Here is a 17,275-nt window from a genome sequence, read left to right as displayed (position 1 = left end):
GACGTTCATTGCGTCACGCTGTCAGTGAACCATCACCTTGCCCAAACAGAATACGTGTTCATTGCTCGCCTGTGTATCTTAACATATCTTTTCAGAGGATACATCACTGATACTAGTCCCATAATAGCGACGAGAGATTCGCAATTCTCAGGAACCAGTAGATCAGATTACGGCATTGACATCGGCGTAGCAGTTGTTTTTTTCTGTGACGGTGTCATCTGATCCATTGGCATAGTTCCCCCATCCATTTGCATACCGGGCATCTGTTGTGATTGTCTGGTCTGCATCATTGTGCGTGCTGCGTCGATGCCACCTACGCCAAGAAAACCAACAGCTATTCCCCCTCCAATAGCGAGGAACCTCATGATACGTCTCCGTCCTTTATCCACTGGAGCTGTATGTTTCTGGGTCATGAGAGAGCTATTCGTTAATGATCCAGAAGGGCGAGTTTGCACATGCGCTAATGAAGCTGTTGACCATCGAACGAAAAGATCATCTGTCTCCTCCTCGTCCTGTGCAGCATCCATCATCTTCTCAGGCGTTGCGCTTCCACTCTTTGCCATTGAAGATGGCTCGAATGTCTTCTTGAACTGGTCATATTCACCCATATCTTCTTTCTGTTGTGGTGGAGCGATAGGGCGTATTGATGAGGATACCGATCTCCCACTTTCCTCAATCACTACCAGTACACGCTCAAACGCATTGGCAAGATGCCCGGCGGATTGATATCGTTGCTCAGGATGGGGTTCGAGCGCTCGCCCAAGTACCAGATCGAGAGCAGGAGGCAGATCAGGACGTAAAGCAAGCAGAGACGGGACCGGTTGTTGAACATGGAGCAAAGCTGTCCTGAGAGGATCGGCACCTAAGAACGGCGGGAGACCCGTCAGCCACTCAAAGAGCAACGCGCCTAGTGCGTATACATCAGCACGAGCATCTCGTGGCGCTCCTTGCACCACTTCGGGCGCAATGTATTCAGGCGCACCAAGAAAGGTTCCAGCAATACTGGCAAGGTGCCTATACGGTTGGGATAGCGGCTCAAGATTGTGGACGCTCAAGATACTTCCCAGTCCCACCTCGGTCATCTGTATCTTGTCTTCACTTTCTACGAAGATCGTACTATTTGCCAGTGTCCCGTGTATCATCCCTTGACGATGAATAGAATCGAGTCCATCCGCTACTTGTCGGAGAATTGCCTGCGCTTTTGGGATCGTGAGTTTACCCTGTTGTTTGAGCGTTCTGGCAAGAGAACCGGTCGTTACCAAAGGGGTAACGAGGTAGAAATATCCCCATTGCTCCCCGGCGTCATACACTGGGGATAGAGATGGATGGCGGAGTTGCATCAGTTTTGAGGTGACTTCAGTAAAACGCGTCCTGAAACGTTCACGGGCCTGGAGCGAGAAGGTTTCAGGCAGTGGAAACAGGTTCAGCGTCACAGATGGCAGGTGCACATCTTTTCGGGCAAGACAGGCGACATAGCTATTGCCATATCCCAGGAGTCGTTCTACATGATACGTGCCAAGAGTACGACCGACAAGGTGATTGACCGATAGCGGTGATGGATGCATACTCTTCCTCTCCCTCACAGATGTCTTGTTTCATGTTCATGCTGAAAGATAGCTCTTCTTTGTACATCATTCGCTTCTTTGCTTGCTTTTTATCGATACTAATAGTACTTATCAGTGAGTACTATTAGCGATAGTAACTGTGGTATTGTACACTGCTCCTCTCCTTTTCTGCCAAAACAATGGAAGGACAGCGGACTTCTTTCCTAAAGACCTGCAAGAGGAGCCATGAACAGATATTGTTCTACTCTCAAAATGCTGTTGTGTTACAGACACAACAATGGGAGGAATTCTCCTGTTATAAACGAATGAAATGGTTCGTGTATCTACTCTGGTCGACAGTATTAGTCGATTACGTACAAAAGATTGTTGGTTTTGCATGTTAACAGAGGAGCATCAAAAGGAGAGAACAATATGTCGGCAACTCACACCAATGCACAGATGCAACAGTGCATCCAGGATTGCCAGAACTGTCACACTCTCTGTATGCAGACAGTGACGTATTGTTTGCAGCAAGGAGGTCGTCATGCCGAAGCGTCACATCTACGTGTGCTGTTGGGCTGTGCGCAAAGTTGCGAGGTGAGCCTCGACTTCATGCTCAGAGCCTCCCCACTTCACCCAAAGGCATGTGCACTTTGTGAAGACGCTTGCATTGTCTGTGCTGAAGCCTGTGAACGGGCGGTTCCCACTGATAAGCAGATACAAGCGTGTGCCAATATGTGTCGTCAATGTGCTGCTTCCTGTCATCAGATGGCTTCAATGACAGCATAAACCAGGATCGTAGATGGGAAGGAAGCATTTCCTGTTTACGAAACGCACCCAGGGCTACCTCTGGCTCCTGGGAAAGTACAAAGACGAGAGTTTGAGTATATCCATCATGGAACTCGTTCTTTTATCCTGAGCCGTGATGTGGTGACCGGAAAGGTAATGGCTCCCTTTTGTGGCCCAACCCGCACAGAACAAGATTTCTTATTCCATATGCAAACCCTGGTGGCAACTGAGCCAGAAGTGAAACGATGGCATATTGTCTGTGATCAACTCAACACCCATCAGTCCGAATCATTGGTACGCTGGGTAGCCGATCTTTCAGGCATCACAAGGGATTTAGGGGTCAAAGGTGAGAGCGGTATTCTCGCATCCATGAGAAGTCGGGCCACTTTTTTACGCCAGGAAGATCACAAAATCGTGTTCCATTACACCCCAAAGCACAGTTCCTGGCTCAATCAAATCGAAATCTGGCTCAGTATTCTGGTACGCAAGTTGCTCAAACGTGGCTCTTTCGCGTCTGTTGAAGAGTTAGAGGCCAAAGTGCTGGCATTCATTGAATACTACAATCAAACAGCAAAACCTTTCCGATGGACCTATCAAGGGAAAGCTTTGACTGTCTAAGCAGGGAAAGACTTTGGCCTCAACGCCCTAACTCTGATCGAGAACCACCAAGAACTACTTTCTTATCGATTGATAAAGTTCAATGACATTTCCATCTGGATCACGAAAGTGCGCGACTCGTGATCCCCATTCTGTCATGTCTGTTGGACGGGTAATAAAGTGGATTCCCTTTTTTTGAAGCCTGTCGAATGCATCATCAACTTCATCAACTTCAAATTGAAGAACGCATTGAGATGAGGAGGTTGGATCTCCTTCTCCTATCAGATTGACCATTCGTCCTCGTGCAAAAAGAGCGAGCTGTTGTTCTTCAAAATAGGCATATTCCAGATCGTCGTTCTGCCACCCAGAAAAACCCAGCACATCTCTGTAAAATGCAAGGCTTTCGTGGAAGTTCTTTACCAACAGCCTGATTGCGTGAAATTTCAACGGACACTTCTCCTTTAAACTGAACTATTACTCTTGATTGTATCTTCTCTCCTGACCTGATTCTACGGAAGTTGCTAGAAAGTACCAGAGAGCAATAAACGAAGGCCGACCCTCAATTGAGAGACTCTTTCTCTTCTCGTTTTACTAGCACCAGAACCTTGCCTCGATCCCCATATTACCTCGTCATGGCAAATTCATAATCAGGCAACATTTACTTAAGAACTATTTAAGCCTCAATGTACTAGTACACGAAGACACAAGTCCTTCTGTGGTTTAGATCGTCAACGCTTTACCTTGCGAGGTCCACTTGAAGGGCTTGGCCGTTTGGTTGTAATAGTCGATGAAAGCCAGCACCTTGGCCTCCAAGTCTTCAACAGAAGTGAAAGAACCACGCTTGAGGACCTTGCGCATCAGGATCGACAGCCAGATCTCAATCTGATTGAGCCATGAACTATGGTTAGGGGTATAATGGAACACCACACGATGGGAGGGATCACTCAAAAAGGCGGCTCGACGGGGCATCAAGGCCAGAATACCATACTCGCCCTTCTTGCCCAGATCTTGTTCAATGCCGGAGATCTGGGCCACCCAACGTACCAGTGCTTCAGACTGATGGATGTTGAGGTTATCGCAGACAACATGCCAGCGCATGACCTCTGGATCAGTCGCGACCACAGCTTGCACATGCGCCAGAAAATCCTCCTCAGTGCGCGTGGGGCCGCAAAAGGGGGCCAGAAGCTTTCCTGTGACGACATCGCGGCTCAAAATGAAGCACCGCGTTCCATGTCGCTTGTACTCGAATTCGCGTCGCTGCACATAACCAGACTCCAGAGACAGACCGGGATGTTTGCGTTCGATGGCTTGAACGCCGGTCAACTCATCGGTACTCACGGTACATTCGCCCTGCTTCGCCCATGCAGGAGCCTCATGATACACGCGACAAATAGCCCTGATCGTTTCTTCGCGATGAGGATCAGCAGGTGGAGTGAGCCAATAGCGGATCAGATGGGGCTGGACATCCCCTTTTTTAAAAGGCGTGAGGCGTGTCGTGGCGAAATATACTTGATGATCCCACGCTGCATCACTTCTTCGGCGATCTCGCGTCCGGTCCAGTGGGTAATGGGACGCTCTTTGGGCTGTTCACAAGCAAAAGCTATCAGTTGACAGAATTGCTCAGTCGTAATCTGAGGCGGTCGCCCCGGCCTGGGAGTATCACTGAGCCGCTCACTCACCGAGAAGTCATCCAATGAAAGCTTCTGCCAGCCGAGCCAACGCATGCGCCAACTGCGCACTGTGTCCACGCAGGCTCCCAGTTCTCTGGCGATCTGCGCATTGCTTTTCCCTTCTGCCGCCAACAAGATCATGCGTCCTCGCTGCGCGATCTGCTGGGGCATACTGTGCTTGCGCACAAGCGCTTCTAACGCTTCCCGTTCTCTCTCGCTTAATGCTAAGACGGCTGGTTTGGGGCCTCGCATCCTGCTGTCCTCCTTGACTTTGTTGGCCCTATTCTACCACAGAAGGACTTGTGTCTTCATGTACTAGTCACATTGGTATGGAAAACAGTATGAGGCAAAACTTCCCTCGGGCGGTCAAAAGATGCTGGATTAGATCAATTCGCTCAGTGGAAAGACGTTTGAGACGACCTTCATGTCAATGATGATTCACCATCATAGTATGGCAATAGATATGAGTAAGGATTGTGTGAACCATGCCAGCCATGACAAATTGTTACATCTGTGCAAGTCTATTATCGCCTCTCAATCAAAGGAAATCCGAGAGATGAACGGCTGGCTGTGCGATTGGTATGATCGGTGTGAAAAAAATAAGTGATAAACAAGGAGGACTCATCCTCCACTGCTGAATATTGCCTCTTTTCTCGTCAGAGAAGCCAGCCATGAAACAAACGCCCAACTCACGGTGTGTACATTTGGGGCGTTTGTTTCATGGCTGGCTTCTCTCGAGCCTGCTCTTGATGAAACAGTGGACTATGACTTAAACCACTCTTTTTGCCATCCTTGCATTTCTTTGATTTCTGCTGATTGAGTCTGGACGATGTTTTTCCCAAGTTGGACCAGTTCTGGTCGCTGTGTTTTGTCCGGGATGAGTTGAGCCATAGAGACGGCTTGCTGATGATGTTTGATCATCATGTCAATGAAGAGCTTATCAAATTCGGCGTCCTTTGCGTTTTTGAGCTTCTCCATATCACCCATCATGTCCATCATCCCTGGAACACTCATCGAATCACTCACCGGCTTTTCCTGATACCACTCAGACAACCAGTTCGTCATCTCAGTGATTTCTTTGGTCTGTGCTGTCGTGATATTTTTTGACAAGGTGAGCAGTTCGGGGCGTTTGGTATGATCTGGAACCAGTTGCGCCATCGCAATCGCTGATTGATGGTGGACAATCATGTCCTGCATAAATTTGATCTCGAACTCTTTCCCCTGTAAAGGCTTCAGGCTATCGGTCATGGGATCGCTGGTTGTTGTCGCTGTCGCCTCGGATGTTCCCATATCCATGCCTGAGTGACTGGTGGGTTGTGTCGCTGCACCTGTTCCACTCGTCTCACTCCCACATGCCGCCAGGAGTGCCAGAAGTAAGACGCTTCCTACGAGGAGTCCAAAAAACCGTTTGTTTATCTGCATATCACTTCTTTCTCTTGTTCTTGACAAAACGTTACAAGTTCTCCATAAAAGGAGACACGTTTAACTATTCCCAGACAAAATCTGGCTTTCTTTTCCATTATATTGACGCCTACGTATTAGTGTCAACGGTACTAGCAACGATAGTAATCGGGGAGAGAAATTTCATCGGTGGGAGATTGAAAAGGGGAGAAAAGGGATAGAAACCCTCATTCGCTCTCAAAAGGGTAAGCTCCTGTTACAGCAGGACATGCTCACCGGAGAGTTTTTGTTGCTGCTCTATTCGCCAACATGTATCGCAATAGAAGTGTCTCTTCCCCTCAGAGCGGAGGTAGGAAACAGCAAGAACGAAATGCAATCACTGGATGCCTAGAGTCACTTATGCAGCCGAGCGATGAGGCTTATGACATGCGGCTTCACACGTTATAAGTCTCATCGCTCGGCTGCACAAGTATCTATTATTACTCTTGTTCGGCTTGCACTTTTTCTTACCCATATACCCGTCTAGAAAAGATCTGGAGTAAACTAGCAGTGGTAATAGGAGCAGAAAAATCAAACATGCTGATGTAATGGAAGCATACAGGTTTTTCTCCTCAGAACTTTTTTCCGTTCCTGTTCTCACCTCACCTAGTAATAATGAAGCGTACGACTCCACTGGGCGACTAATTCGGTTGCCTTGAGTGGAAGATGTTGCCAGAGAGGAGTGATAATCCGCTGCTTGATACCTTTGGACTCATTGGCTTGACTTGATTGGTTGCTCGTTGCTGATGGCAGAGCCGGTGGAAGTGTCGCCTCAGCGGTTTCCCTCTGAGAACCAGTTGGATAGGTATAGCGATAGGTCGTTTTCGTCTGAGCCACCCACTTCGCCTTGAACTGAGCAATCCCTTGATTGCCAACCGGGGCATGACCGAAATCATAGTAGCGTAACCCTTCTGCGCACGCATCGAGAATCGCTTGCCAGTGGAGCAAATCGTTGGGGCGCAAATCCTGATCCTCTCGTCGCCATCCGGTATACATATGGGAGATGGTGTCTCCCCACTGGAAATACAGGAACCCTGCTACCAACCGTGATTGCCCGGCCTGGGCGTGTTCGGCCAGGAGCAATCGGAGCAAGCCTTGTGAATGCAGCCGTCGCCAGGCTTGTTCAAACACGCGGTAGGGTTGCGGTATGACGAGCAGCCTGCGCATGGTCTCCAGATAGAGGAGATACCATACCCGTAACTCACGCATCGTCTCCGCTGGTCGAACCTGGAGACCCGAGCGCTCAGCCTTCTTGACGGCCCGCCTGATCCGCGAATCCAGGCGCAACTGATTGGGCTGTTCTGGCAAGGCCAGCTCGTACGTTTCGAGTTGAGGGACACCGACGACATTGTTCACAAGCTGATCGCAGTCTGTTAATCGTGTTGTAAACTGAAATCTAGATGCATGCACTGCTTGAGAGCGTTCAATGGCTGCCTGAATCAAGAGCGCATTGACTTGATGGTCATCGGAAAGTGGACCGGCGACCGGTAGAGGGGAAATACATTGCCGTCCGCTCCGCAATCCTCGTCGATAAAAGAGCGGCAAGATGCCTCGTAAGGTGCCAGAGGAATCTTCGCAGCCCAGATGGAGCGGCTTGTAGCCATAAGCCTCTTCCAGCACGCCCAACCAACCTGGATGTTGGTAGATGACGCTGCCGGGCAACTGCTTCATCAAGCGTTCCCAGCGAGGATCAACCTGTGGGTTCATTTCTATGATCTGTAATGACGCTGGTTCTTTAGCATCATTGTATATATGCTTCACTTTCATCATGGAACTTCTCTTTCTTTTTCAGAAGCGAAAGAAAAGATCAAACCTTCCATCTTTGACCCAGAATCATCTGCTATCACACCCAGATCAATCGACAGAAAAGGTTCATACTTCCCTTTGCGGCCATTCTTTTGAAAGCATTGGATACCATCTATCAAAGGTTCTATCTTGCGCTGAAGCGCTCAACAATAGTGATGTCAGCAACGTTATTATGTTTTCCTACGGCCACACGTTTCAGAGTGGACGTTTCTAGAAGCGGGGTGTGTAAGTCTGTCTCCGTGCTGGAAACCTATCAAAGCGATCACCTCTCCCCTTGAGTAGTATCGTGCATGTAGGTACTACTGTCAATAGTACCATCATGCTATCAAAATCTACTTCAATTCCATGCAGGATTTTACGAGGAATAGGAGAACAGGTCAGAAAGAAGAAATAAGGAAAAGAGAGCATACAAAACACACACTTCAGAATGGCTGCGGCGAGGAAGATGGACCGAAGCGCTGAAAACTCCTGTCTCTTTCAGACGCTCCCCGGGAGAAAAGCACGAAGAACTGAAATTGCGTTCAACTTGACAATACCCCGGGGGGGTATATTACACTCAATTCATACCCTCGGGGGGTATATGATTGTGTAAGTAAAGGAGAAGATCAATGGCAGCTTTAGATGAGGAGAAACAGAAGCTGCTCACTCGCCTGCGCCGCATTGAAGGTCAGACGCGAGGGTTACAGCGTATGGTGGAAGAAGATAAATATTGCGTCGATATTATGACGCAAATTGCAGGAGTCCAGGCCGCATTGGAGCAAGTGAGCATCCAATTGATGGAGAGGCACTTGCGCCATTGTGTCTCTGAAGCTATCTTAGAAGGAAAAGGGGAAGAGAAAATTCAAGAGATGATGACTGTTTTGAAACATTATAGTCGTTCATAGAGCGGAAAATGTGGCTTTCTTCAACAAAAGCCACATCCGTTGTCATTCTGCCTGCAAACCTCATGGTTCTGCAAGCTATTTCTCCTTCTCCTCGATCAAGAGACGATAGGAGAAGGAGAAAGAAGGATCTCATAATGATACAGACACACACTTCCATTACCACATCATCAAGAGTATCCAGACCAGCATCGCACCTGTTGACGTGGGGTGTTGTCCTCTCCTCAGCCTGGTTTGGAACCGGATTGTACCTGGATGGTTGGGCGCATACTCATGATTTGCCGGATACCTTTTTTACGCCCTGGCATGGCGTTATCTATAGTGGATTCTTTGTGGCTGCGCTTTTCCTGGTGAGTACGTTCATCCGTCAGCAAGGACGGCACCTCCCGATGCCCACTGGCTATGGACTCTCGTTAATCGGGGTGGGTCTCTTCCTCGTTGGTGGGGGGGCTGATCTGATCTGGCATACATTCCTGGGAATCGAGGCGAACCTGTCTGCGGAGTACAGCCCTCCACATCTCATCCTCGCAGCAGCCGGATTGCTGATCACCACTGGCCCTCTCCGCGCAGCCTGGCATGCAGAACAACTGGATCGTTCGAGACGGTGGGCCGCAGTCCTCTCGCTGGCAGTGGTGCTTTCGACACTCACCTTTTTCACCAGTGAATTCCATCCGTTTGACCATCCCTGGGCCTGGACACGCTTTCGTCCGGTGGAGATCGCGAATCAGGGCTTAGGACTCCCTGCCTTCGGAGATGGAGGCGTCAGCACCCAGGATTTGGCCCAGGCGATTGGTGTGAGCAGTATTGTCCTGCAAAGCGCCCTGTTGGTCTCCCTGTTGTTATTCGCGATTCGCCGCTTTGGGACGCTGTTGCCCAGCGGTGCGCTCTTAGTTGTCCTGACACTCAATGGAGCTGTCATGAGTATTCCACACGGCGACCCCTGGGTCTTCCCTCTCACGATTGTAGCGGGAACCGTTATCGAGCTGCTCTATCGAGGGCTACGGCCTGTAGTTGAGCTCCCTGGCCGATTGCGCCTTTTCGCCGTCCTGGTGCCGGTTGTACTGTTTAGCTTGTACTTTCTGACTCTGTTCCTCCTCGGTGGGGTGTGGTGGCCGATTCCTCTATGGACAGGAGCGATTCTGCTTGCTGGCGTGGTCGGCTGGTTTGTCAGCTATCTGGTCGTCCCCCCAGCCTTCCCAGAACAGTAAGTCAATGAGCATCTGGGACGCTGATTAGCAGAGCTATATGTTCGCCCCATACTGAAAAGCATGATACAGGACGTAGCGTGGAAACGTTGTACGCAGATGCTTACTGGATACACGAGGAATCTCCTGGGGGGGCTGATCTTCCTTCAGGACTGGTCAATATCAGCTATCAGGTGGGTTCGGCTCTGGGACTGGCGGTCATGATTGCCGTCTCTACGGCAACAACAATCAGCACGTTGAGTGAAGGCATCCAGCAGATCGTCGTGCTCAATAGCGGCTTCCACACCGCCTTTCTCGGCGCGGCCCTGATCGCTGTGGTAGGTGCCCCTATTGGCCCTCTTCTGGTTGCGCCAGCCAAAAATGGCCGGGACAGCTGAAGCGGTCAACGATCTTGCCGAGGTGAAATAAACATTGCATGTTTAGATGCCATATTACCTGGCTCCGGTGGGTGCGGATAATATGGCATCACAATACCGCTCTATCGTTTGCGCTGGACTTTGAGTCGTCTTTGGTTCGCTCATCCCCAACAATTTTATCACCCCATTTGTGAAATCTGAGATGAGCCATGTTTCTTGACATTATACTGCCATCAAAGTCATCTGGTGATAGGAAGCAGCACATTGACGGCATATGTTTGCACATGCCCGCATCTGCACGTCAATAGCAGCAGCCCGCTCGCAGGCTTCAGCACAGACAGTGCAGGCATCTTCACAAAGCGCACATGCCTTTGGGTGAAGTGGGGAGGCTCTGAGCATAAAGTCGAGACCCATCTGACAGCTTTGAACACAATCGAGTAACGCTTGCATCTGCAAGTCCTCGGCATCAAGACCTCCCTGTTGTGAGCAATACATTATCGTATGCATACAAATGATACAGCAGTTTGTGCAATCCTGCCGATATTGCTGCCACTGCGAATTGACTTGATTTCTCTGCATGTTTTTCCTCCGTAGAGAGAAATATACCGTACGTCCTATCAACACGTCTGACAGACAGGCGGTCTAGCAGGTGCAGTCTCTATACTATGGACGATAGTATGTATACGAATGGGATCATTGTTTGTCACAGGAAGAAGATATCAATTTTTCTGATGTGTTACACATCCAACAACTTTTCGTCGCGCTGAAACGATCCATTTACTGATATTTTCCTTTTCTTACACCTATTTTGCTCTTTTAACCAACCACACGAGAGAAGTTCTACATCTGATTGTCATGGGGGTAAGAGATACATGTTCAAAAACAATCTGTATTTAAAAGGATAGCAAGCGAAATGGGTTTCCTTCCTGGTTGATTGCTCTTGCGTTGTTGGGAGCAGTCAAAGCATGCCTCAGAGGTATAGTGAAGCATGCTTGTCATTTCTCTGTGTCCTCGCAGCGCCTCACAAGCCATCAGAGCCGTCTCGACCTGCCCGGCACACGTGTTGTAATATTATGGGGAAGACGATGCAAGAGCCACGACGCACGATACGAACTGTGGAGGAAGCACCAATGCGCCTGATTCGTCAAGGGGATCGTTTTGTCGCCCAGTTCTCTTTTGTCTGGGAGGTCAGCACGCTTGCTGAGCGTGAGGAAGGCTGGGTCCCGCTGTTTTTGCCTGGACACCTGGAGGAGCCAATAGGAGTGATTCACAGCCATACCCACGAGGTACGCCTTGCCGACCGGCAGATCGTGGTGCTCGGAACGACTCGACTTCCAGAGTCGCTTCAATGAGGAGCGTTCCCTCCTCTTTTTTTGGATGAACAGAACATGAACTGGAACGGAAATGAAGATGCGTTGGCGAAGAGAGGGATACCCATGTTAGAACGTACCGAAGGGTGAGCACAAGCGTCCTATTCACCACGACCGCGCTGTCCCTCTCTCTTTTCCCTGGTTGTCATGCTTCCTATCTATGCAAAAGCGGTGTGGCTTATAGATTCGTAAGGGAACATGTATATGGTGTTATCACGAGTAGAATACACATCAGCAGCACTGATGCATGCGGTTGCAGTGTGACTATCGGCAGACTTGCGCGTTCCAGATGCTCAACGCGATCAATGCGGCTCTTCTCGTGAATGATCGTAAAGACACAACGCACACAGACGAACCCCTTCCCTATTGACGCTCGCTTATGTAGCTGTTATGCTCCTCTCTGATGAGATACAGAGAAAGCCTCACGAAAGGGAGGGCATGTATGACTATTCAGGGTGACGACACTTTCTCAACGCCGATTGACCCAGAAACGATGGGAGAGATGGCACGTCTGAAGGGGCAAGACCAGATGCTCACACAAAGTATAGGAGGTGTTCTGCCTGAACTGTCCAGGTGAGAGATAGCTCGCCTTCATGATGTCCTTGATGTCGCATGTGGACCTGGGGAATGGGCGATTGCTTTAGCAATGCTTGAGTATGGCATTCATGTGGTTGGAGTAGACATATCAACAAACGTCATTCGATATGCACAAGCACAAGCGAAAGAGCAGAACCTTCCAGTCGATTTTTCTGTGATGAATGTTCTCCAACACCCGCTTCCGTTTGACGATGCAACCTTTGATCTTATTAATGCACGGCTTATCTTCGCTTTTATGACCCCCGAAAAGGGGAATTGATAGAGAGATTGTTGAGAAACCAAGCAGTCGAGAAACTTTCTATTGATCCTTTTACACCTCCCTTCAGACACATCCGCACGAAAGGATTCATAAATTGATAGCTCACCCAGCGTTTCTCTCTCAATTCCAACAAGGCGCGGTCAATAGCTTCTGGTATGGAAAGGGGTTCATGCTGTTGCAACATGTAGTGGACGAGGTGTTCGATAAAGGGACCTGGCAAGGGTGCAAATAACGGATACATATCGAATGGAGTAGTCATTTGCCTCAATACCTTTTCTTTCACTTGCAACTCAATATTTCCAGTAAGAAGCTTCTTTTCTCTGGACACAACAATGGATCTAAAAAGCCTGGAAATTCCTGCTTCATGAAGATCATCAGTTCTGGTTGGGCATATTGTGTGGCGAATGTTCTTTTTCTACACACTGAGTGTGTGTTCGGACAGATGCTCCTGTCCTGTCGGCTCTCCCATCTTCTTTCTCATTTGCGAGTCTTTCATAAGGAAGCCTTGTTTGCTCTGCCACATTGTAAACGGGAATACTATCGACTTATACTATTCCTTTTTCTTATCAAATATCCTCAATACTTATGACATACAGGGGTATCAAAAGTCTAGACAGAAAACAGCCAATATTGGGAGTAAACTCAGCAGTAAGAGAAAATCATTCCACATGATGGGAGCGATACACCGCAACGGGTGTTTTATAGTCCAGAGACTGGTGATATCGCTCATGATTATAAAACTGGAAGTGCTGCCTTAAATTAGCCCTTGCCTCTGAAACCGTTTGATAGTCCTTGAGATAGACTTCTTCGTACTTCACACTTCTCCATAAACGCTCTACAAAAATGTTATCTAAAGCTCGTCCCCGTCCATCCCAACTGATGCGAATGTGTGCCGACCGTAAACGCTCGGTAAACTCCTGGCGGGTCTACTGAACGCCTTGATCCGTATTGAAAATCTCTGGGCGTGTTGCCTGCAAAGCTCGATCCAATGTATCCAAGCAGAAGCAGGTATCCAATGTCGTTGACAACTCCCAGGCCAGCACAGATCGACTGAACCAATCGATAATCGCTACTAGATAGACAAAGCCGCGTGCCAGGCAGATGTAGGTGATATCACTACTCCAGACCTGATCGATCCGATCAATGCTCACTCCTCGTAACAGATAGGGATAGCGCACGGTCGGCGAACCAGCCAGGCTCAAACTGGGGCTTGGGATAGATCGTCTCCAAGCCCATCCGTTGCATCAGCCTCCTGACCCGTTTGCGATCTACTGCATAGCCTTCATCTTGAAGAAACTTCACCATCTTCCGTTTTCCGTAAAAAGGCGTACGCATGTATTGTTCATCAAGCAGACGCATCAAGAGCATATCTTCTTCGCTTTCAGGCACGGGTTCATAATAGTAGCTTGAACGCGCTAATCCCAACAAATCACATTGACGGACAATCGAGAGCTGGGGATGATCGGGTTCCACCAGAAGCCGTTTCTGCTCAGTGGTACGGGCCTGATTTTTTTTTGAGGAAGTCCAGCTCTACTTTAAGTTGCCCGATTTGTTGATATAAGCTCGCAATTAAGGCTTCTTCATGCTTAACATGCTCCGATCCTGGCTTGGCAAAGATCTGTGGCAGTTCATCCAGCACCTGCTTCTTCCACTGGGTTATTTGCGTTGTATGCACTCCATACTCTGATGGGATCTCATTCAGCGTTTTCAATCCTTTAATGGCTTCTAATGCAACCTTCGCTTTGAAGCCACTGCTGTATTTCTTCGGTGAACTTGCTACGGCTTTCCTCCTTGATGTTGCTTGTCTCCCTCCTGCTATTTTATCTCATCGACCTGTCCAGTTTTCTGCCCCCAGTATACTTGTGTGCATCTACTAACTCTCACAAAACAAAAAGAGACAGCAAAAGGAGAAACAAACCCATGACATCTCAAATCGGTGCTATCACACTCCTGGTAAGCGACATGCAGCGCTCCAAAGCCTTCTACACCGAACTGTTAGGTTTTGAAGCTGTTCCAGCATTTTCCTCTCCGGCTGGCGATTTCCTCTTCCTGCGCTCCAAAACCAGCGGTCCCAACATTGTCTTGCAAGATGCGAACATACAGACTTTCGGTATTCCGCTTGCTCGTGGCGGACTCACCATTGGCTTTGTCGTCGAGGATGCTGATGCCGTGTATCGGGATTGGCAGTCCAAGTCTGTTGAGATCCTGACTGACGTGGGTGATATGGGCGCAGGTCGCCTGTTCAACGCCAAAGACCCTGATGGGAACTATATCCAGGTGTATCACCTCTATCCTCATATCCTGGAAATACAAAAACAGCAGGGCTGAAAATTTACCCAAAAGCCGTTAAATGATGGCACCATGACCACTGTAGTATTCGACGATACCAATAGTAACATGATCGAAATTGCGGAGATGAAGGAGGGAGCAAAATGAAAGGCAACAAAGAGCGAACTAAGCTTCTACTCGCTTGTGGCATCATTGCTGGGTCTATCTACATTATTGCTGGAGGAGTCCAAATCTTGACGCGTTCAGGCTTTGATATGACCCGACATCCTTTGAGCCTCATGAGTCTTGGTGATCTCGGCTGGATCCAAATCACCAACTTCATGGTGACTGGTCTGCTTGTGATAGCAGCTGCGGTCGGTCTGCGAAGCCTTGCCCAATCCGACAAGCGCCAAGCTCTCGGCTCACTGCTCGTTGGTTTCTATGGGGGATGCGTAGTGGGCGGTGGCATATTTGTGACCGATCCCGCCTTAGGCTTTCCGCCCGGCGCCCCGGACACCTATCCCCAGACGATGAGTTGGCATGCGATGCTCCACTTCATTGTGGGTCAAATGGCCTTTTTGAGCTTAATTGCAGCAAGTTTTGTCTTTGCGCGTCATTTTATCGCCAGCCACGCGTCGGGTTGGGCAGCATTTTCGACGTTTACAGGAGTCATCTTTCTAGCTGCCATCATTGCTCTGATCGCCACTGCAGGTATGGCGTGGGCCTCGATCTTCTTATATGTAGCAGTGGCACTTGGCTGGGTGTGGTTATCAGCATTGACCATCCGGATGCGCGCAAGAGTATAAAATGTGAGCCGTATCGCGGGGGAAGCGTCAGAACTGACCCCGATCGTGCTCAGAGGTTTAAGCTGTCAGGAACATCCCTTGTAAGGTTTTCCAACGCTGACAAAACACCATACGTTGGTGGCCTAGAGACACCAATAAGTTCATAAGTGGTGCGGAAGCGAAAGAACGAACGGACCTCATCCCGCGGCACGACAAAAACGAGATGCTGACGCTTCCTCAGAGTCAGTAATCGTATTGAGGATTGGCGCAAAAACTCCATCGCGCTCGCGACGGCTTGTTCTCTGCCAAACAAGGGACCCGGTGCGACAAGAAGAGGTGGCATTCCCTGCTCTATCAGAAGTTCAGAAAGGGGGGGAATCCGGCTGGCACGTGCGGCGTTTTGTAGTTGAAGGCGTTGCTCATCCGAGAGATCGAGTGCATTCATGAATCGTCTGAGCGTATCTTGATACGGTAAACGCTGCCCATGCTCCAGATACATCAGCCCGCGTGGGCTGATTTCGGCGCGTTCGGCTACCTCTTCCTGCGTCAGACCGCGAGCTACCCAATACTGCTTCAGCAAAGCGCCAAAGATAAGGGCCCTACTCTCCATAGCCTCGCTTCTCTCCGTATTTAGCTTCTCTTCCCGTCTTCAAGTCTTTTTTTCTCATCATAGCACATTCTTTGGTGCGCCTGGAGAAGTAGGGATGTTGAATAAAAAGGAAGGAAGTAGCCTGCCAGGCTTTTCATTAAGCTTTTGGGAGAGAAAGAGCAAACCGGGTAAGCTTCTGCTCCGAGTTGGCCTCTGGCAAGGCCATGTAGACAAATATTCTCAGGTTGGGGTTATCAGCAACGAGCAAAGGAGTTGATTTGAGAATCAGCAGACCTACCAGAGGATGATTGAGTTCTTTGCGTCCAGAGTAGCCCTCACTTACCTCATGGAGATTCCACCAAGCACGGAACTCTGAACTGGTTTCCATCAAGCGATCGCGGCGCTCAATGAACCAGGGTTCTCCGGCACCATTATGGCCGGCACTGGCGCGAAAGAGTGAGAGTGCGCGACGAGCGGTAGACTCCCAGTTGGTATACAGGGTGCGCAGGGCAGGATGCGTGAAAATCAACCAGACGTGATTGCGTTCCCAATCGGAGAGTTGGCCATAATCGACAAAGACCTGCGCGGCGTTCCGGTTCCAGCCGACAATATCCCAGCGTTCATTCATGATCACAGCCGGATTGGGTAACAGGGCATCCAGGATACATTGGAGGTCAGGACTGATCTGCCGTACATAGGTATGTTTGAGGAGAGGCAAATGCTCGCGGGCGAGTACAAACAGATGCCTACGCTCATCAGGCGATAACTGGAGGGCCTGGGCCAGGCTTTCCAGCACTTGCGATGAAACCTGGATGGCTTGTCCCTGCTCCAGCTTCGTATACCAGGTGAGACCAACACCCGCGAGATTCGCCAACTCCTCGCGCCTCAGGCCAGGAGTGCGCCGCCTTCCTCTCTCTGGCAAATGAACCTGGGATGGCAAGAGCCGTTCTCTCCGCGTGCGAAGAAATTGCGCCAGTTCATTTCTGCGCTGATCCTCATACATAGCTATCTTCTTCTCCTCTTGGTGATAGTTTTTATACTAGCTTAATTTGGGTTCTTGTTCAAGCCCCTCGCCCATGGCATACTGCTCTCACAAAAGCAAACTGCAATAGACTGAAA

At 49.3% G+C, this 17,275-nt stretch carries 21 protein-coding genes and 1 pseudogene; 11 read left to right on the top strand and 11 right to left on the bottom strand.

The annotated features are described in order from the left end of the window. Positions 1-167: 167 nt before the first annotated feature. Positions 168-1,565: a serine/threonine-protein kinase gene (locus tag K3T83_RS55460; protein ID WP_220211700.1), complete on the bottom strand. Its 1,398-nt coding sequence runs from the start codon at positions 1,563-1,565 to the stop codon at positions 168-170. Positions 1,566-1,976: 411 nt separating this feature from the next. On the opposite strand from K3T83_RS55460, the gene K3T83_RS55455 reads away from it, so the two are divergent. Together K3T83_RS55455 and K3T83_RS55450 are read left to right on the top strand one after the other, a co-directional pair. Next, complete coding sequence (locus K3T83_RS55455) at positions 1,977-2,333, top strand: four-helix bundle copper-binding protein (RefSeq protein WP_220211699.1); 357 nt, start codon at positions 1,977-1,979, stop codon at positions 2,331-2,333. A gap of 6 nt (positions 2,334-2,339) precedes the next feature. Continuing rightward, the gene (locus K3T83_RS55450; RefSeq protein ID WP_308441750.1) at positions 2,340-2,951 is read left to right on the top strand and encodes a transposase; all 612 of its coding nucleotides are present in this window, start codon (positions 2,340-2,342) and stop codon (positions 2,949-2,951) included. A gap of 54 nt (positions 2,952-3,005) precedes the next feature. Here the strand turns inward: K3T83_RS55450 and K3T83_RS55445 are convergent, their stop codons facing one another. The 3 genes from K3T83_RS55445 to K3T83_RS56990 all read right to left on the bottom strand — a co-directional run bounded on the left by K3T83_RS55445 (position 3,006) and on the right by K3T83_RS56990 (position 4,852). Next, the gene (locus tag K3T83_RS55445) at positions 3,006-3,377 is read right to left on the bottom strand and encodes a VOC family protein (protein WP_220211698.1); all 372 of its coding nucleotides are present in this window, start codon (positions 3,375-3,377) and stop codon (positions 3,006-3,008) included. Between the two features lie 273 nt (positions 3,378-3,650). Next, positions 3,651-4,268, bottom strand: a complete 618-nt coding sequence (locus K3T83_RS56995) for a transposase (protein ID WP_236065069.1) — start codon at positions 4,266-4,268, stop codon at positions 3,651-3,653. Between the two features lie 110 nt (positions 4,269-4,378). Further along, positions 4,379-4,852, bottom strand: coding sequence for a helix-turn-helix domain-containing protein (locus tag K3T83_RS56990; protein WP_236065070.1), 474 nt, complete (start codon positions 4,850-4,852; stop codon positions 4,379-4,381). A 133-nt stretch (positions 4,853-4,985) separates the two neighbouring features. Between K3T83_RS56990 and K3T83_RS58530 the strand changes: the two genes are divergently transcribed. After that, positions 4,986-5,207, top strand: a complete 222-nt coding sequence (locus K3T83_RS58530) for a DUF305 domain-containing protein (RefSeq protein WP_373324782.1) — start codon at positions 4,986-4,988, stop codon at positions 5,205-5,207. A 155-nt stretch (positions 5,208-5,362) separates the two neighbouring features. On the opposite strand, the gene K3T83_RS55430 is transcribed toward K3T83_RS58530, so the two are convergent. Both K3T83_RS55430 and K3T83_RS55425 read right to left on the bottom strand, forming a co-directional pair. Next, positions 5,363-6,022 carry a DUF305 domain-containing protein gene (locus K3T83_RS55430; protein WP_220211696.1) on the bottom strand — a complete coding sequence of 220 codons (660 nt, stop codon included), beginning with the start codon at positions 6,020-6,022 and terminating at the stop codon, positions 5,363-5,365. A gap of 624 nt (positions 6,023-6,646) precedes the next feature. Continuing rightward, positions 6,647-7,810, bottom strand: coding sequence for a lipid II:glycine glycyltransferase FemX (locus K3T83_RS55425; RefSeq protein ID WP_220211695.1), 1,164 nt, complete (start codon positions 7,808-7,810; stop codon positions 6,647-6,649). Between the two features lie 644 nt (positions 7,811-8,454). Here K3T83_RS55425 and K3T83_RS55420 point away from each other — a divergent pair. From K3T83_RS55420 to K3T83_RS55410, 3 genes are all read left to right on the top strand, one after another. Next, a complete protein-coding gene (locus K3T83_RS55420) occupies positions 8,455-8,730 on the top strand; it encodes a metal-sensitive transcriptional regulator (protein ID WP_220211694.1) in 276 nt (91 codons plus the stop codon). 134 nt (positions 8,731-8,864) lie between these two features. After that, positions 8,865-9,935, top strand: a complete 1,071-nt coding sequence (locus tag K3T83_RS55415) for a hypothetical protein (RefSeq protein ID WP_220211693.1) — start codon at positions 8,865-8,867, stop codon at positions 9,933-9,935. A 77-nt stretch (positions 9,936-10,012) separates the two neighbouring features. Then, positions 10,013-10,309 (top strand): hypothetical protein, encoded by a 297-nt coding sequence (locus K3T83_RS55410; protein WP_220211692.1) that lies wholly within the window; start codon positions 10,013-10,015, stop codon positions 10,307-10,309. 201 nt (positions 10,310-10,510) lie between these two features. Here the strand turns inward: K3T83_RS55410 and K3T83_RS58835 are convergent, their stop codons facing one another. After that, positions 10,511-10,867 (bottom strand): four-helix bundle copper-binding protein, encoded by a 357-nt coding sequence (locus K3T83_RS58835; protein ID WP_505912375.1) that lies wholly within the window; start codon positions 10,865-10,867, stop codon positions 10,511-10,513. A gap of 506 nt (positions 10,868-11,373) precedes the next feature. On the opposite strand from K3T83_RS58835, the gene K3T83_RS55405 reads away from it, so the two are divergent. Next, positions 11,374-11,640, top strand: coding sequence for a hypothetical protein (locus K3T83_RS55405; RefSeq protein WP_220211691.1), 267 nt, complete (start codon positions 11,374-11,376; stop codon positions 11,638-11,640). Positions 11,641-11,836: 196 nt separating this feature from the next. Here K3T83_RS55405 and K3T83_RS55400 read toward each other — a convergent pair whose 3' ends face one another. Beyond that, positions 11,837-12,004 (bottom strand): hypothetical protein, encoded by a 168-nt coding sequence (locus K3T83_RS55400; RefSeq protein WP_220211690.1) that lies wholly within the window; start codon positions 12,002-12,004, stop codon positions 11,837-11,839. Positions 12,005-12,100: 96 nt separating this feature from the next. On the opposite strand from K3T83_RS55400, the gene K3T83_RS57575 reads away from it, so the two are divergent. Then, complete coding sequence (locus tag K3T83_RS57575; RefSeq protein ID WP_268963626.1) at positions 12,101-12,235, top strand: hypothetical protein; 135 nt, start codon at positions 12,101-12,103, stop codon at positions 12,233-12,235. A gap of 3 nt (positions 12,236-12,238) precedes the next feature. Then, on the top strand, positions 12,239-12,514 hold the full coding sequence (locus K3T83_RS58525; RefSeq protein ID WP_220211780.1) for a class I SAM-dependent methyltransferase: 276 nt from the start codon (positions 12,239-12,241) through the stop codon (positions 12,512-12,514). A 659-nt stretch (positions 12,515-13,173) separates the two neighbouring features. On the opposite strand, the pseudogene K3T83_RS55390 reads toward K3T83_RS58525, so the two are convergent. Next, positions 13,174-14,333: pseudogene (locus K3T83_RS55390) on the bottom strand (IS3 family transposase). 101 nt (positions 14,334-14,434) lie between these two features. On the opposite strand from K3T83_RS55390, the gene K3T83_RS55385 reads away from it, so the two are divergent. Beyond that, the gene (locus tag K3T83_RS55385) at positions 14,435-14,842 is read left to right on the top strand and encodes a VOC family protein (protein ID WP_220211689.1); all 408 of its coding nucleotides are present in this window, start codon (positions 14,435-14,437) and stop codon (positions 14,840-14,842) included. Positions 14,843-14,946: 104 nt separating this feature from the next. After that, positions 14,947-15,588 carry a DUF998 domain-containing protein gene (locus K3T83_RS55380; RefSeq protein ID WP_220211688.1) on the top strand — a complete coding sequence of 214 codons (642 nt, stop codon included), beginning with the start codon at positions 14,947-14,949 and terminating at the stop codon, positions 15,586-15,588. Between the two features lie 49 nt (positions 15,589-15,637). On the opposite strand, the gene K3T83_RS55375 is transcribed toward K3T83_RS55380, so the two are convergent. Together K3T83_RS55375 and K3T83_RS55370 are read right to left on the bottom strand one after the other, a co-directional pair. Continuing rightward, complete coding sequence (locus K3T83_RS55375; RefSeq protein WP_220211687.1) at positions 15,638-16,177, bottom strand: helix-turn-helix domain-containing protein; 540 nt, start codon at positions 16,175-16,177, stop codon at positions 15,638-15,640. Between the two features lie 136 nt (positions 16,178-16,313). After that, on the bottom strand, positions 16,314-17,159 hold the full coding sequence (locus K3T83_RS55370; RefSeq protein ID WP_220211686.1) for a helix-turn-helix transcriptional regulator: 846 nt from the start codon (positions 17,157-17,159) through the stop codon (positions 16,314-16,316). Between the last annotated feature and the right edge of the window lie 116 nt (positions 17,160-17,275).

It is taken from the genome of Reticulibacter mediterranei (assembly GCF_016587455.1).
The sequence above is the reverse complement of the archived record's forward strand: the minus strand, read 5'-3'. Positions and strand labels throughout refer to the sequence as shown.

What these genes read in the sequence shown, in the direction of transcription:
- K3T83_RS55415 (WP_220211693.1), top strand. Translation starts at nt 8,865, where the DNA reads ATGATACAGACACACACTTCCATTACCACATCATCAAGAGTATCCAGA.
- K3T83_RS58835 (WP_505912375.1), bottom strand. Translation starts at nt 10,867, where the DNA reads ATGCAGAGAAATCAAGTCAATTCGCAGTGGCAGCAATATCGGCAGGAT.
- K3T83_RS55455 (WP_220211699.1), top strand. Translation starts at nt 1,977, where the DNA reads ATGTCGGCAACTCACACCAATGCACAGATGCAACAGTGCATCCAGGAT.
- K3T83_RS55385 (WP_220211689.1), top strand. Translation starts at nt 14,435, where the DNA reads ATGACATCTCAAATCGGTGCTATCACACTCCTGGTAAGCGACATGCAG.
- K3T83_RS56990 (WP_236065070.1), bottom strand. Translation starts at nt 4,852, where the DNA reads ATGCGAGGCCCCAAACCAGCCGTCTTAGCATTAAGCGAGAGAGAACGG.
- K3T83_RS55405 (WP_220211691.1), top strand. Translation starts at nt 11,374, where the DNA reads ATGCAAGAGCCACGACGCACGATACGAACTGTGGAGGAAGCACCAATG.
- K3T83_RS55460 (WP_220211700.1), bottom strand. Translation starts at nt 1,565, where the DNA reads ATGCATCCATCACCGCTATCGGTCAATCACCTTGTCGGTCGTACTCTT.
- K3T83_RS55375 (WP_220211687.1), bottom strand. Translation starts at nt 16,177, where the DNA reads ATGGAGAGTAGGGCCCTTATCTTTGGCGCTTTGCTGAAGCAGTATTGG.
- K3T83_RS57575 (WP_268963626.1), top strand. Translation starts at nt 12,101, where the DNA reads ATGACTATTCAGGGTGACGACACTTTCTCAACGCCGATTGACCCAGAA.
- K3T83_RS55370 (WP_220211686.1), bottom strand. Translation starts at nt 17,159, where the DNA reads ATGTATGAGGATCAGCGCAGAAATGAACTGGCGCAATTTCTTCGCACG.
- K3T83_RS55380 (WP_220211688.1), top strand. Translation starts at nt 14,947, where the DNA reads ATGAAAGGCAACAAAGAGCGAACTAAGCTTCTACTCGCTTGTGGCATC.
- K3T83_RS55425 (WP_220211695.1), bottom strand. Translation starts at nt 7,810, where the DNA reads ATGATGAAAGTGAAGCATATATACAATGATGCTAAAGAACCAGCGTCA.
- K3T83_RS55430 (WP_220211696.1), bottom strand. Translation starts at nt 6,022, where the DNA reads ATGCAGATAAACAAACGGTTTTTTGGACTCCTCGTAGGAAGCGTCTTA.
- K3T83_RS55420 (WP_220211694.1), top strand. Translation starts at nt 8,455, where the DNA reads ATGGCAGCTTTAGATGAGGAGAAACAGAAGCTGCTCACTCGCCTGCGC.